The organism is Microcoleus sp. Pol12B4, assembly GCF_036701385.1.
Taxonomy (GTDB): Bacteria; Cyanobacteriota; Cyanobacteriia; order Cyanobacteriales; family Microcoleaceae; genus Microcoleus.
The window spans coordinates 1-13940 of record NZ_JAUBQR010000004.1 but is presented as its reverse complement, the minus strand read 5'-3'; the positions used below and the strand labels follow the sequence as shown (position 1 = coordinate 13940).

Genomic DNA, 13940 nt, shown 5'->3' with positions numbered 1-13940 from the left:
TATCAAATCTGTTAGTATTAAAATTATTCCTATCTCTATTCTCTTCATCGGGGTGAATCAGCCTCAATCCCTTGTCATCTGCGGTTAATACATTATCTTTTTTTGACCGCAGATGAGGGCAAATCAACACAGATTAATGCAGATAAATTCTATCAATTTCGGTTGCACAATCCGTGATTGTTGACTGTTGATTGCATTTGACTATTCCCCTGTAACCAGAATTGATATAAGTCCTGCTCATCTAAAATCCAAAATCTAAAATCTAAAATCCCTCAATGGTGGAACGTATAATTAAGACTGGTAGCGGATGGCGTTTGGGATGGAACCCGGAGGTGGAGGAGTTTCAGGGTTTGGTGGCTGGCGACGGTTGGGCGATCGAACTCACGGAGGCTGAGTTGAACGATTTTTGCCGATTGTTGGGGCAATTAGCCGGCACAATGAGTCAAATGGCCTCTGAGTTAATGGACGAGGAAAAAATCGCCATTGAAGCCGAAAGCGATTTGCTGTGGGTGCAGGTGGAAGGATATCCAGAAGCTTACAGCGTGCAATTGATCTTGAATGCTGGCCGAAGGTGCGAGGGTTTTTGGCCGGCCGCTGCGGTTCCGACTTTGGTGCAGGCCGCAAAAGTTTTAAAAGTTTTTTGACTTTTTCGGGAATTCTATGCTAAGCTATTAAAGCTGTCGGGGCGTAGCGCAGCTTGGTAGCGCACTACTTTGGGGTAGTAGGGGTCGTGGGTTCAAATCCCGCCGCTCCGATTGTGATAAAACCTTCTCTATGAGAAGGTTTTGTTGTTTTAGGCCGGCGACGCAGCTCTTAACATTCTCAATTAGGGGCATCGGCCCAGAAACAAAAATCAATCTCTGCTGCCAAACAGTCTATAGCTGTATCCTCAAATTCCAAGGCTTTGCGATTGCTTCGGGCCCTCACTCACAATGAAATTAATCAAAAAAAAATGGCGTTTGTACTGGACAAACGCCATTTTATAGAATTACAAACGTGGCGTCTTATCTTGTTTAAACGACGCTAACAATTCGCGAATTTGGTCGGCCGCAATCTCGCGCCCGCCCAAACCAAAAGCTAGAGCAATGCCCACTGCGATCGCCCCGAGCAGCAGCCCGAAAGCCAAATTGACAATATCGCTGCCAATGCCCATCTGTTGCAGCGCCAAGGCCGAAACAAAGGCAATAATCGCAATCCGAGCCGCTTGGCCCAAAAGCCGCGCTTGGCGAGTTCCAGAACTAGCAATCAAACTAAACGCCAGATTCGCCAAATACAAGCCGATCGCAAATACCACCAAACCTGCCAGCACCCGACCTGCAACCAGGACAATACCGCTAACAATCGCCGTCAGCGCTGGAATTTGCAGCACGTCGGTAGCCGCAACCACTGCAAATAGCAGGATGCCCACCTGCACCACAATGCCGACCAACTCAGAAGGCGTGCGGGCCGGAAGTTCCGGTTCCTGAAGAATCGTTGCCTCCGGATCGATCGAACTTGGCGGTAGCCTCAGCGACTGTTTCGGTGCCTGCACTCCCAACCAAGAAAAGACATTGTTAAAGCCAATTCCGGTCAGGATATTAGTAACCAAATCGCCTACCCAGCGCCCCAAAATGTAAGCAAGCGCCAGAATCAGCGCCGCCGTGAATATTTTGGGAACCGCGCCCAAAATGTCGTTGAGCATCGCGACTGCCGGCTGCGAAATCGCCTGAATGTCTAAAGCGTTCAGAGCTGCGATCGCTGTTGGAATCAAAATTAAAACATAGACGATCGTCCCGACAATCCACGACAGCGATTGTCCGCCCGAAGTCCGCGAAATTCCAAACCGAGCGCCCAAACTGTCCGCCCCAGCAGCAGCCAACAGATTTGTGACAATCCGTCGCACCACCATAGCCAGCAGCCAGCCGACAAACCCAATCAGCACAGCTTCCAGAATTTTGGGAATAGCCGCCAGAATTTGGTTGAGTAAATTATTAACCGGCAGCAGAGCCTGCTGCATTTCCAGCGAGTCGAGAATCAGTGGCAAAAACAGCAGAAAAATGAACCAGTACAGCGCATTCGCCACAGTATCGCTCAGCAGCAAAGGGCGCTCAGTGGGTGCAGCGCCCACTTCCTGATTCAAGCGCTCGTCCACACTAAAAGCCCGCATCGCCCGCGATACGGCCATTTTGGCGACAGTTGCCAACACCCAAGCAATTCCCAACCAAATTAGCGCGCCGGCTAACTTCGGCAAGAAACCGGTAATTTGATTGAGAAAAGTATTGAGGGGTTGCGAGACAGCCGTTAGATTCAGGCGGTTGAAAAAGGCAATTAGGAAAAAGACAAAAATGATCCAGAACACCGCTGCGGAAATCCATTTTTCCACTTGCGGGGCTCCAGCTCCTTCTGGGCGGCCTGTAATCCAAGCAGCCAGACGATTGTCCAGCGTAGTCTTCTTGAGCAATCCCCCCACTACAGATGAGACGAGGGCTGATACTATCAAGCCAATGAGCAGGATACCGACGGCCCAGAGGAGATTTTCAATGTTTGAGCCCTGAAGGAAATTGTTAATTCCGCGTTCTGCATCTGTCAGCGGATTCCCGGGCTGGGCCTGGGACAAAATGCGATCGGACAACGCCGCTATGGGGCCCGATATGGGTTGAGTTATTTCTTGCCAAGTTTCATTCATTTTTTTCTCAGGTTAACGTCAGATTTGACAAGGAGAAGACGAAACTTTAATAATAGTTCCAAAAAATCTAGACATCGCCTAAATTTAATGTTTGTACACTTTTAATCGTACTGGGTTAACTACAAAACCCTCTATCGAATTTGGGATCAACCCATCTCCGACTGCTTTTGAGCCAATATTCCAAGAACCTTTCACATCGGCATTTATGAATCCTCCTGTTTTGGTTCTGAACAATCATCTTTTTACCCTACTGCCAATGTAGTCGGAATGTTGTTGAATTGGTTCCAAATCCAAACCTGAACATATGGATGTGTAACTCTCTTCAACTAACCCAACTTGAGTTGCCGCAAGTTGTCCTTTGTACTGCCATATTTGCAGAAATCGGCGCTGGGGAATACAGGCAAAATTTTGATTTTTAATCAAACCAGTATTAATCCCCTCTTTAAAATCCTGGGTCCCGCCTATAACCAGCAAGCCCATTTGATGATTGACGAGTCCTTTAATAATTGCGGAACTCGTCGTGTGGAGGTAGTAATCTACTTTACAGTTAAGCTTGCCCCACAATTTGGCAAGTTTTTTACTGGTTTTTTGCGCTGCAGGCAGCAATGATTTCAAGGGCGCTGAAACTTGATTGCAGAATTGATTGGTTGACTTAACAGCTCGTCCGTCGTAGATTGTGGGTACTAATCCAAGAACATTGTAGGTTAATGTTGCCAGATTGTTTAACCCTAAATCTATGGCAGCTACTCTCTGATTAACTTGTAAAGGCTGTTCTAACTTCTCATAGAGCACCTGAACTCCATAACAACCTACTGTGGGAACAATCCGGATTTCCCGAATGAAGATGACTCTTGAGGGCAACCAAATATTAGTCCCAGAGGGGCGAACATATCCTTTTTTTAAGGCTCTTTTGCTGATAGCTTGACACTTAAATACAAATACATAGCGCACGTCCTCTCTTTTTCGATCTCTTGAACCTTGATAATGAGGGATTTTCGGTGCTGCTTGAAATTTAGTTGGGTCTTTCTGATAGTTTCGCACCCAAAGATAATAGCTAGTCCATACTTTGAGGACTAAGCCGAGCGTGGTTTGTGCTACTTTTGCGGGCAGTGCTTTGTAATCAAGACTTGTTTTAAGCGCGCGATCAACAGCCAGAGCGTTTGTTTCTTGGCTGGCGAAAAAGTTTTGACGGTAGATGTAGTTAGCGCTGTTGTAAAGATTTTTGCACAGCCAAGAAAGTCGATCGGCTTTTCGATAAAACCTATGATTTGGTTTAATGACGTGCCTTTCGACTAGCTGCATAATTGGTATATATAGTTTAATTCAAGATGATACACTGTATTTATGAGTGTGTCAATCTTTTAATTTCTGGAAAAATTGACGGTACAAGTAAATAAATGACTATCAAGTAAGCAAAGTTTTGTAATACCCTTCTTGTTGCAGGTTCTCATGTCAATTCGTCAAGTTTTCGAGCAATCCATTGAAATTCGCGCTGCTGCTACTCTGGTGGAGCAGTGTATAGTCGATCGCACTTTAATGCACAAGTGGCTCAATCCCCTGCTGCGCTGCGATCCCCAGGGCGAATGGGATACTGCTGTAGGAAGTCGTAGTTTGTTTATCATAAAAATTCCTGTTTTGCAACCCACTTTGGAGAGTGTTGTGTTGGAGCGACAACCCGGTTTAATTGTGTGGGGGTTTGACGGATTTTTCAAAGGATGCGATCGTTGGGAATGCCAGCCGCAAATCCAAGGAACTCTCTTGATTAACCGCTTTGAATTTCAAATTCCCAATCCTTTAATTAGATTTGGTTTCAATCGCTTTGCAGCCCCTTGGACAGAAAAAGATATGAAAGACCAACTCCGCCGCCTCAAGCGGGTAGCCGAGCAATTATCTCAAAAAATGGGTAATGTATAATGAGTAAGGGGTAATTGGGAATTTTTACCCTAGCGTAGCCGAAGTATGGGTAATTTGTAATAGCTGAAAACCAAGAGCTAATAGGAAAAAAAGCACCAACTTCCCAATTCCCAATTCCCCATTCCCTCAAGTTAAGTTATTTACTTCGTACTTCCCGATGGATTGGGCTGACAAATCATTTCTCTCGCCGAATTCACGGCTTGGTTAGCCGTATTTTGCAAAGCCGGGGAATTTTGATACAAAGCTTGCAAATCTTGCACATCTTTAATCACTCGCTCGTAGATCACCATCGCTTGATTGCCGTCAACCTCTAATGCAGCGGGGCTGTAGTTTTGCATTACTTCAATCAGCGATATTTTGCCATCTTTAGAAGCTGCGACTAAAGCATCACGGAGTGCCGGCGCGCTTTGCAGCCGAGTTGCCGGCGCATAAGCAACCTCTCCCAATTGTTTGAAAACAATTTCCCCAAAATAAGTGCTTGCCAGCCGCGCTACTAATTGAGAATCTAAAGGCACTTCTCGCGTTAATATTTCGCGCACCGACTCGGGAGTTTGTTTCGCAAGACTCAGAACGCTTTGTAGTTGAGATGAGGCTTGACCGGTTTGTGCAAAGCTTTGCAAGTCGCTCATCGGTAATGTTACGTCAACAGCACCGTATTTTACGGTAACATTATCTAATGCAAAGGCTTTGCTACTGCTTAGGAATACTGCACTTGTTCCCAGCAAAAGCGCCAAACCTAAAGATAAAGACTTTGACATTCTTTTGGTTAAATGGGCTGACAGCGGTTGCATTCCGTTGAGATAACCTTGTTGAAACTGAAAGTTCATGAGTTTTTGCCTCTTTACGTCAAAATACTTTTTAGATAGCTCGTCTGTGCGGGTATCTGTGCGGGTATCAGTCGGGAAAGTCACATCGGAATTTCCGTAAATGACCTATGATTCTACAGTCAAGTCAAGCAAATTCAACCTATCAAAAGATAGGTGTTAATTGGGAATTAATATGTTATAGTTACCGTTTTGATAATTTTAGATACCTTTGCAAAAATGATAAAAGCGAAATTTGGTCGTCGCGCAGCAGTTTATTGAGTGTCACTTTGAGGTCTTATAGTGTGCTGTGCGACATATAGCGAATTTAAGTTCAAAGATCTAGATCGAGCCGATCGAGCAATTGGCGAATTATAGCAGCATCCTCAGCATTCGGAGCATTTTTCAGGTATAGTTCCAAATCGTGGCGCGCTTCGGTCACGCGTCCCAGTTGATAATAGAGAATTCCGCGATCGCGCCGTTCACCCAGCGCATCCGGAAACAGCAGCAAAATCCGTTCGATTGCCAAGAGTACCCTCACAGCATCTCGCTGCTGCAAGTAAATCGCCTTCAGATTTCCCAGCATTCGCCCCAAAAAATGTCGGCGACTTACCGGGGCGAGAAAAGCGGGCTGCAACTTCATAGGTTGGCCGTAAATTTGAGAAAGTCTCCCTTGACAATCTTCAGGAAATAATATCTCGCCGCCATTAAACGCATCAACAAAAATACCAGCATCTTCAAAATCCGGTCTAATTAAAAAATGTCCCGGCATCCCAATTCCCACCATCGGAAAATCAATGCGCTTAGCAACCTCCAAATACACCAAAGATAAAGAGATCGGGATGCCAGTACGGCGATCGATCACTTCATTCAAAAAGCTATTGCGGGGGTCGTAATAATCCGCATCATTCCCCGTAAACTGCAACTCCCTGTATAAATAGCCGTTAATAGTTTGAATAATCCGCAGCGGATAATTCTGTGCCGGCAGGCGTAAGCGCACTTCATCTGCGATCGTGTCGAGAGCGTTGAGGTACTCATCGGGCTCTAAATTCGGGTATTCTTCCAAAGCCATGTAAAGGGCAGCTTTCGCCAGGTCGATCGAGCCATCCGGCTGATTTATTTCTTGATAAAAGAGTTGTCGCGCGATCGAAAAATCCATATTTATTATTGATTTATGTTTTATTGACATTTTATACACATATCATGAACAGGCAAGATGCCTGTTCGTTGTGGAACAGGCAAGATGCCTGTTCCACAACAAAGATTATTCGGGTAAACCGACCTTTTTCCTAGTATGATCAACCTTTTTTATTGTAATAGAGGCATTTTTCCTTGTGAAACAGGCATTTTTCCTGTTTCAGCTTTTGGTAGTATAACTAACCTTTTTATGGTGATACAGGCATTTTTTCTTGTGAAAAAGGCAACAGGCATCTTGCCCAAAAAATATTAAAAACAGTGCATTATTTTAATTTAGATCTATTCTAAGTTTTTTCATATAAATCAGCTATTATTTTTAATAAAGCTTCACGATATATTTTTTTGCATCGAGATTGAGGTGAGACCCCTCGGATATCAAATCAACTTTCAAATTCCATGGCTTTTGCCAATCACCCAACTGCGGCGAAAAATTCGAGCCAAAGTCGATTCTTCCAAAGCAAAATAGATAGGGCGGCCGTGAGGACAAGTGCGCGGATTGCGAGTTTGCTGCCATTCATCCAACAAATTTTGCATTTGGGAAAGACTCAAAGGAGTACCGTTTCGCATAGCGCTACGGCAAGCAGTCGCAACTTGAGCAGCTTGTAAATCTGCGACTTTACTGAGTTCAAAAAGCGCATCCGCACAGTCATCTCGATCGGCTAACAATTCAGGAACTTCGCGGGCTGCCCATAGCTGTTCCCCAAAACTTTCTACTTCCAAGCCTAAGCGAGATAAATTTTCAATTTGTAGCGCCGATAATTGACTAAGAATCACGGGTTTTTCTAGACATTTTAGCTGCCAAGCCGCGCACAATTGCTCGTACAAAACGCGCTCGTGAGCGATGTGCTGTTCTATCAACCACATTCCGTTCGGGTGTTCCGCAACAATGTAAGTATTGTGAATTTGAGCGATCGCCCTCAATTCCATCAATCCTATTTTATTAGCTTTTTCCTGTTCGCCGCCGTTGTCATTCTGCCTACCCGAAATCCCGACACTGTAAGCACTTTTTTGTTCCGATGCCTTCAGCAATTTTCCCACTCGCTCGGGAATTGGGGCAGGCGGCAAAACTTCATCGTTCAAATGCAAAGCACGAGCAATTGCTGCGCTAACTTGTGCTTGCCAAAAACTCGGATCGTGCAGATAAATTTCAACCTTAGCCGGGTGGCGATTCCAGTCGATTTCCGAAGGGGAGATTTGCAGGTGGACAAAACACACGGGATAGCGATCGCGCGGACAGGTGCGGGCAAAGGCGCTGAGAATAGTTTGCTCTAATTCGGGCGATCGCACAACTCGCCGATTTACCCCAACTTTCACCCAATCCGGCCGCCGGCGGTGACAGCGATCGGGCAAACCAATTACTAATTCTAAAAACTGGGAATTGGGAATTGGGAATTGGGAAGTAGCAACTGGGAATTGGTAATTAGGTTTAACTGTAGCGCCAACAAGTTGAGTTTCTACCAATAAATTTGCTGCTTTCTGATTTTGAGGACTCGCAGGCAAATCTAACTTTAAATACTGCAAATCGCTCGATCGCACACCGCGCACGAATTGAGGTAAAAGTTGTTCCGCTGTGCTACCAGGAGTTACGTGCAAACAAGGCGTGTTTCCTTGACGCAACTGCCAATTAACGTGCGGGTGACAAATAGCAATTTGCTGAAGGGTTAATTGGATCGATCGCATTTGCTGTGTCGGTGACAAAAAACTGCGACGCACAGGCCAATTGCCAAACAAATTATCAACAGTCACCACCGTACCGGGAGCGATAGCCGCTGTTTCCACCTCCACAGCAACGCCTGCGTTGTTGTAAATCACCCGCCAGCCAGATCGAGCATTTTCAACTCCCCCCTTGTTAAATGAAGATTTGGCGGGGGTTTGCGCCGACTCTCGATTTTCCGAAAAATCCCCCAATCCCAAATCATTCGATCGGCTCAAAACCTCCAAACAGCCCAACTGAGCTAAACTGTGCAAAGCTTCCCCACGAAATCCCAAAGTATCAATTTTGTAAAGGTCTGCTTCAGTGGTAATTTTGCTCGTACTGTGAGGCGAAGCCGCCTGTCGCAAATTTTCCAGATCCATTCCCGTACCATTATCTGCAACTTGCACCCGCCACTGTTCCGGCCAGACAGAAACAACGATGCGAGTTGCACCAGCATCCAGAGAATTTTCAACTAATTCTCTTACCGCTGCGGCGATCGAGTCAATGACTTCACCGGCGGCAATTAAATTGATAACTTCTGTGGGTAAGGTTTGAATAGTAACTGGCATCAAATTTTTAGCAGTTATTTAATTTAATTATACTTGATTCTGTAACTCGTTGCACAGTATTAGAACTTAGGATTTTAAACCCGGTTTATTACGTAAAAAATATTGTTTTATAACAAGATATCTACTCATAAACCAAGTCTGTGAGGCTTACTGAAAAAGTCCTAAATATAATCTTCGTACCGACTTAAATTTGATCTGCTAAAGCCATAATTTTAGGCAAGCGGATGTAAAAAGTTGTGCCTTTACCATCCTCTGACTCATAAGTAATTTTTCCTTTGTGAGCCTCAACTATCGACTTAACAATCGCCGTTCCCAAGCCAGTACCAGTTCGCTTGCCATAAGTCACAAACGGTTCAAATAACTTTTCCTTAATTGTCGGCGGAATGCCCGGGCCGTTATCATAAATGCTAATTTCTGCCCACTCCTGACTTTGTGTCACCGCAATCTCTACCCTGCCCCCTCTCCCGCCAAAAGCCTCAACAGCATTCCCAACTAAATTTTGTAAAACACGCAAAATCTTATTTTCATCGGCTTCCACGATGACTTCTGTCACCCGTACTGCTAAATCTACTTTTGCTGCTTCACAATAAACTCTGTTCAACTTTTCAAACTGTTGCAACGTCTGAATTAGATTAATGGGTTTTTTATGTAATACAGAATTACCGCGCGAAAACTCTAATACTTCTTCAGCCATCCCCAACATTCGGTGAACCTGCAATTGAATAAGTTCGCACCACTCCTGAGTTTCCTCATCTTCGTGCATTTCTTTGAGCATTTCAGTGGAGAGTTTAATTCCGGTAAAAGGACTTTTAAAATCGTGAATAATTGTACTCACCATTTCTCCTACTAATACCATTTTTTGTTTGTGTACCAACTGGCTAACATATTGATCGGTGGTATCCCGTAAATTTTTAGTAATGAAACTAAACATTTGCAGTACCGAACTGCCTTTAGCAAACTGGAGAGTTGTTATGAGTTCTTTACGGCCTATTTTTGCCAAAGTAGAGCCTGCAACTGCCACAGCTCTAGCACTGCGTGGCTCTCCGTCTAAAACTCCGAGTTCGCCAAAATAATCATCTGGCTTAGCCACAGCAACAATTTGATATTTATGGTTTTCAAGGCGCTTGCTAAACTCGACTTTACCTTCTAAAACTAGATAGAAAAAATCCGCTGTTTCTCCTTCTTCAAAAACCAGCGTTTCCTCATCAAAACTCTCCAAAACAGCTATTTGGCAGAGGTGAGCAGCTTGCTCTGGTTCAAAATAAGACATAAATCGATGAAATGCCAGATCCATGTTAAGATACCTGAAACTTAATTGAAACAGTTTCTTTCTTCTATTTTCGCCGATCGGGATCGGTGCGTTAATCAAATACAATACTGCTTTAATCTGCCTCTATTTTCTGACCTCCCAGGCTTGGAGGCAAGGATCAGCGTCGGGATGCAGAGCCAGGCTAGCATAGCAGTAGCAGTAATCTCACCACAATTCTCAGTTAATTGAATAAAATACATAAATATTGTACTATTTTTGAGATTTAAATTAGATCCGCGGGTGGGTTCTCCTGCCACCTTAGAAGATTTTAACTGTAGAGATATCGTGTAATTTAAAAGCCGCTCGACCGAGTTTACAAAAATTAACGATCGCCCGATAGAACGATCGCAGCATTCTGCCCGCCAAAGCCAAAACTTAAACAAACCGCATTTCTGACAATAGCCGATCGCGCACAGCGAACCAAATCTAATTCAAACCCCGGTTTTTTCATTCCCACGCAAGGTGGCAACATCTGATATTTAATACTCATTAAACAAAAAGCCACGCCCAAAGCTCCCGAAGCTCCCAAAGTATGACCCGTAGCCGCCTTGGTCGAACTAACAGCAACTCCTCGGTTAAATAACTTTTCAATTAACAGTGCTTCGTGTCGGTCATTTAAATCAGTTGCAGTACCGTGAGCATGGATAAAATCTATATCAACCGCCGCTAAATTGCTCCGTTTTAAACATTGATTTACCGCCGCGATTGCACTTTCCCCCCCCTGCTCCGGCGCATTAGCATAGCAAGCATCATTTGTCAAGCCAAAACCAGAAATTCGACCGTAGATTTTAGCACCACGACGCCTTGCCAATTGGGCTGATTCTAATACAAATAAAGCCCCGCCTTCACCGAGCACAAAGCCTTCCCGATTTTCATCAAAGGGATAGCACCCATTGTTTGCCAAAGCACCCATCCGGCTAAATCCAGCCAGAGTCAGCGGTGTGATAGGCGCTTCGACAGCACCTGCGATCACCCGCTGACACTCACCGGTACGGATTAAATCAACAGCGCGGGCGATCGACCAAATACCCGTCGCACAAGCAGCCATCGGTGCCAATACCGGCCCCGTCGAACCAATTGCCCTCGCCGCTGCGATCGCCCCCATGTGAGGCAAAAAATTCACAAATTGAGAATTGGGAATCGGTAATTGATAATTGGGAATCGGTAATTGGGAATCGGTAATTGGGCATTCCCTTGTTTCTTGCGACTTCCCTCTTCCGAATTCCCTCAGACTTCTTCCAACTTCCCTCTTTCTTCCATCCGTTACACAATCCGTTGCCGAACTTCCTTCGCTTGCTAACAGTTCCAAATTTGCCTGGAAGCCTCGGCTAGAACCGATCGCAATTCCGCAATCAGGCAAAGGCAAAGTCAAATTAGCATCTTGCACAGCATCTATTAAAACCTGCCGAGTTAAAGTTATTAAATCGACAGGTTTTGTCCCTATTAAAGCCAAAGGTCGCCGTTCAAGTTCTATAAAAGGTTGATATTGCCGAATTCCTGATTCCCCAGACAACAATCTTTTCCAGCTACCATCCAGAGTGCCTAAAGCAGAAACCAGGCCAATTCCCGTAACAACAACATCCACATCTGCCCTCTGATTCCCAATTTTTTAGTCATTAGTCATTAGTCATTAGTTATTAGTTATTTATGATTGGAACTAATTATTAACTACTAACCAACGACCAACGAGTGATCTCATTTCCGGTTGCATCGGAATGATAAAATCGAGTCAACCGTCAACAGTCCACAATCATCTCGATCGTGCAACCGGAATTGATCTGAGGAGTGACGACTGACTACTGACTACTGAACAGGCTTAAAATTTTCCAAACCCTGAGTAACAGTAGCTTTATCTATTCGATCGCCAGCTTCAATCTTATCAATCACATCCATCCCTTGCTTCACGTACCCAAAAACCGCATAGCTGCCGTCCAAAAAGGGTACATCGGTCAAAGTAAAATAAAACTGAGAAGAAGCCGAATCAGGACTCTGCGATCGAGCCATAGCAACAGCCCCGCGACTGTGCATCAACACGGGTTTCTCCTTAACCCCAGCTTCTTCTAGGGTTTGGCTGTAAGTCGGATTGGCAGCACCTTGAGCTTTAATTTCCAGAGGAATCCTGCGTTCGCTAGAAGTTTTTGGGTCAATAAAACCCCCAGTTCCCAGTCGCGCTGTAGGGAATTTAGGGTCTTTGCCCTGGGGGTCACCGCCCTGAACTACAAAAGGCTGAGGTTCCCGCACGACTCTGTGAAAAACCAATCCGTCGTAGACACCTTTCTGAACCAAATCGACAAAATTGCCCGCAGTAATTGGCGCATTTGTGCCGTCGAGTTCGATCGTAATTGGAGCACCTTTAACCGTCATTACCACCGTTGCTTTTCCTTCCAATCGTGGCAAATTGCTAAATTGCGAACTCGCGGCTACAGCAGCAGGAGAAGGAGACGGAGACAAAGAAATATTTTCACCCGACGCCGGATTCGACGTCGGAGTCGAGTTTGCCACAGGAGAACTAGCGCATCCTCCGACAAACAACGCGCCAATTATTAAAAGTGAGAACAACCACCGCTGAATTTTGACTTGCATTTGCATTTGTATTTTCACTTTGAGTCAATTACGGACTTTGCAACTAAAGATGTTAATTCAATAGTCCGAACAGTTTTTAGTTCGTAGTTTCAAACCCGCGATTTTCCTGGAATACCGAACTTGCCTGGGAGCCTTGAAACCCTTATTCTACGGTTGGCCATCAAAAACTGTCCGAAGTATTGTTAATTGATAGATTCAAAAATTGGTAACGGGCTTACTCGCAAAGCGATATTTTTCACTTACCAGGTAGGCAAGGTGCGCGGCCCGGCGCACCCTACGAGACATTACCAATCTAAAATCGCAAATTGCAAATCCCTATAGTCCTTCTAGGGGAACTTGCAAAAATCGAGCCAATTCGGCCGCTTGATTTTCCACTTGCGACAAAGCAATCGGCTGTCCGACTCTAGTCAGGGGAAACTGACGGCGGTCTTTGAGCTTAAGATAAATACTGCGACGGGGACTGAGACCTTCTTTAATGTCCACCCGCACAGATTGCACGTCCGATGTCTTGCAAGTAAAATCAAGCTTGCGGTTTTTGCCGGGAAAACCCCAGCGAAAGATCCGAATGTTACCAGTTTGTCGATCGAACTCGTTGTAACCGCCACCGACATCCCAGAGAATAGTCAGCCACAGGTAAAGCGCCAAAAGCACGCCACAGACACCGTAGAAACCCATCGCAATGCCTTGGGGGATGAAAATGAGCTGAGTCGGGTCAGCAAAAGGCAGCAGGTTAACGTGCAAGTAGCTGGAAATGCCCGACAGCAGGAAACCAGTCCCTCCAATGCTGACCACCGTCGCCCACCAGTAATTGCTGAAGCGGCGGGAGCCCAAAACCGGGTAGCGCAGGACAGGATCGATCGAGGTCATTGTTTTTGCAGTCATAAAATTAAACAGCCTTAAAGCCAAATCTTAATTCAATTAGCCCACGGAGCGTCACGCTTCGCTGACGAGATCGCGATCTACCGATCGGCATTGTGTATCAACTCCTGCTAATTATGTTGAAAAATTCTGAACTTCTAATATATAGTTATGTTAACTTTAATTAGAAACCTTGGTCTTTTAACAAGCAAAAGGATTTTACCGCAATGACAATCGCAGTCGGACGCGCCCAGACCGAAAGAGGCATATTTGATGTCCTCGACGACTGGCTCAAACGCGATCGCTTCGTCTTCGTAGGCTGGTCTGGCATCCTGCTATTCCCCTG

At 45.2% G+C, this 13940-nt stretch carries 11 protein-coding genes, 1 tRNA gene and 1 pseudogene; 4 read left to right on the top strand and 9 right to left on the bottom strand.

Annotated features, from left to right (window positions below; translation table 11 throughout):
• The first annotated feature begins 275 nt into the window (after nt 1-275).
• Together QUA38_RS01400 and QUA38_RS01395 are read left to right on the top strand one after the other, a co-directional pair.
• Nucleotides 276-644: a DUF1818 family protein gene (locus QUA38_RS01400; RefSeq protein ID WP_333158549.1), complete on the top strand. Its 369-nt coding sequence runs from the start codon at nt 276-278 to the stop codon at nt 642-644.
• A gap of 37 nt (nt 645-681) precedes the next feature.
• Nucleotides 682-755 (top strand) — tRNA-Pro (locus QUA38_RS01395).
• Nucleotides 756-988: 233 nt separating this feature from the next.
• On the opposite strand, the gene QUA38_RS01390 is transcribed toward QUA38_RS01395, so the two are convergent.
• Both QUA38_RS01390 and QUA38_RS01385 read right to left on the bottom strand, forming a co-directional pair.
• Nucleotides 989-2665, bottom strand: a complete 1677-nt coding sequence (locus tag QUA38_RS01390) for a mechanosensitive ion channel (protein ID WP_333158547.1) — start codon at nt 2663-2665, stop codon at nt 989-991.
• Nucleotides 2666-2899: 234 nt separating this feature from the next.
• Nucleotides 2900-3967, bottom strand: coding sequence for a transposase (locus tag QUA38_RS01385; RefSeq protein ID WP_333158545.1), 1068 nt, complete (start codon nt 3965-3967; stop codon nt 2900-2902).
• 147 nt (nt 3968-4114) lie between these two features.
• Here QUA38_RS01385 and QUA38_RS01380 point away from each other — a divergent pair, with 147 nt between their 5' ends.
• Nucleotides 4115-4579: an SRPBCC family protein gene (locus tag QUA38_RS01380; RefSeq protein WP_333158543.1), complete on the top strand. Its 465-nt coding sequence runs from the start codon at nt 4115-4117 to the stop codon at nt 4577-4579.
• Nucleotides 4580-4719: 140 nt separating this feature from the next.
• Here QUA38_RS01380 and QUA38_RS01375 read toward each other — a convergent pair whose 3' ends face one another.
• The 7 genes from QUA38_RS01375 to QUA38_RS01345 form a co-directional block, all read right to left on the bottom strand.
• On the bottom strand, nt 4720-5490 hold the full coding sequence (locus QUA38_RS01375; RefSeq protein WP_333158541.1) for an alpha/beta hydrolase: 771 nt from the start codon (nt 5488-5490) through the stop codon (nt 4720-4722).
• 226 nt (nt 5491-5716) lie between these two features.
• The gene (locus tag QUA38_RS01370; protein ID WP_333158539.1) at nt 5717-6541 is read right to left on the bottom strand and encodes a transglutaminase family protein; all 825 of its coding nucleotides are present in this window, start codon (nt 6539-6541) and stop codon (nt 5717-5719) included.
• Nucleotides 6542-6966: 425 nt separating this feature from the next.
• The gene (mutL, locus tag QUA38_RS01365) at nt 6967-8844 is read right to left on the bottom strand and encodes a DNA mismatch repair endonuclease MutL (protein ID WP_333158537.1); all 1878 of its coding nucleotides are present in this window, start codon (nt 8842-8844) and stop codon (nt 6967-6969) included.
• 184 nt (nt 8845-9028) lie between these two features.
• Nucleotides 9029-10138 (bottom strand): ATP-binding protein, encoded by a 1110-nt coding sequence (locus QUA38_RS01360; RefSeq protein ID WP_333158535.1) that lies wholly within the window; start codon nt 10136-10138, stop codon nt 9029-9031.
• A gap of 337 nt (nt 10139-10475) precedes the next feature.
• Nucleotides 10476-11738, bottom strand: coding sequence for a beta-ketoacyl synthase N-terminal-like domain-containing protein (locus QUA38_RS01355; RefSeq protein ID WP_333158533.1), 1263 nt, complete (start codon nt 11736-11738; stop codon nt 10476-10478).
• 218 nt (nt 11739-11956) lie between these two features.
• Nucleotides 11957-12742, bottom strand: a complete 786-nt coding sequence (locus QUA38_RS01350; RefSeq protein WP_445305016.1) for a peptidylprolyl isomerase — start codon at nt 12740-12742, stop codon at nt 11957-11959.
• A gap of 309 nt (nt 12743-13051) precedes the next feature.
• Nucleotides 13052-13618 (bottom strand): photosystem I assembly protein Ycf4, encoded by a 567-nt coding sequence (locus QUA38_RS01345; RefSeq protein ID WP_333100937.1) that lies wholly within the window; start codon nt 13616-13618, stop codon nt 13052-13054.
• 203 nt (nt 13619-13821) lie between these two features.
• Here QUA38_RS01345 and QUA38_RS01340 point away from each other — a divergent pair.
• A pseudogene (locus QUA38_RS01340) lies at nt 13822-13940 on the top strand (photosystem II D2 protein (photosystem q(a) protein)); the annotation flags it as partial.

Coding starts and splice junctions, on each gene's coding strand:
- mutL (WP_333158537.1), bottom strand. CDS start 8,844: ATGCCAGTTACTATTCAAACCTTACCCACAGAAGTTATCAATTTAATT.
- QUA38_RS01380 (WP_333158543.1), top strand. CDS start 4,115: ATGTCAATTCGTCAAGTTTTCGAGCAATCCATTGAAATTCGCGCTGCT.
- QUA38_RS01400 (WP_333158549.1), top strand. CDS start 276: ATGGTGGAACGTATAATTAAGACTGGTAGCGGATGGCGTTTGGGATGG.
- QUA38_RS01385 (WP_333158545.1), bottom strand. CDS start 3,967: ATGCAGCTAGTCGAAAGGCACGTCATTAAACCAAATCATAGGTTTTAT.
- QUA38_RS01350 (WP_445305016.1), bottom strand. CDS start 12,742: ATGCAAATGCAAGTCAAAATTCAGCGGTGGTTGTTCTCACTTTTAATA.
- QUA38_RS01345 (WP_333100937.1), bottom strand. CDS start 13,618: ATGACTGCAAAAACAATGACCTCGATCGATCCTGTCCTGCGCTACCCG.
- QUA38_RS01360 (WP_333158535.1), bottom strand. CDS start 10,138: ATGGATCTGGCATTTCATCGATTTATGTCTTATTTTGAACCAGAGCAA.
- QUA38_RS01370 (WP_333158539.1), bottom strand. CDS start 6,541: ATGGATTTTTCGATCGCGCGACAACTCTTTTATCAAGAAATAAATCAG.
- QUA38_RS01390 (WP_333158547.1), bottom strand. CDS start 2,665: ATGAATGAAACTTGGCAAGAAATAACTCAACCCATATCGGGCCCCATA.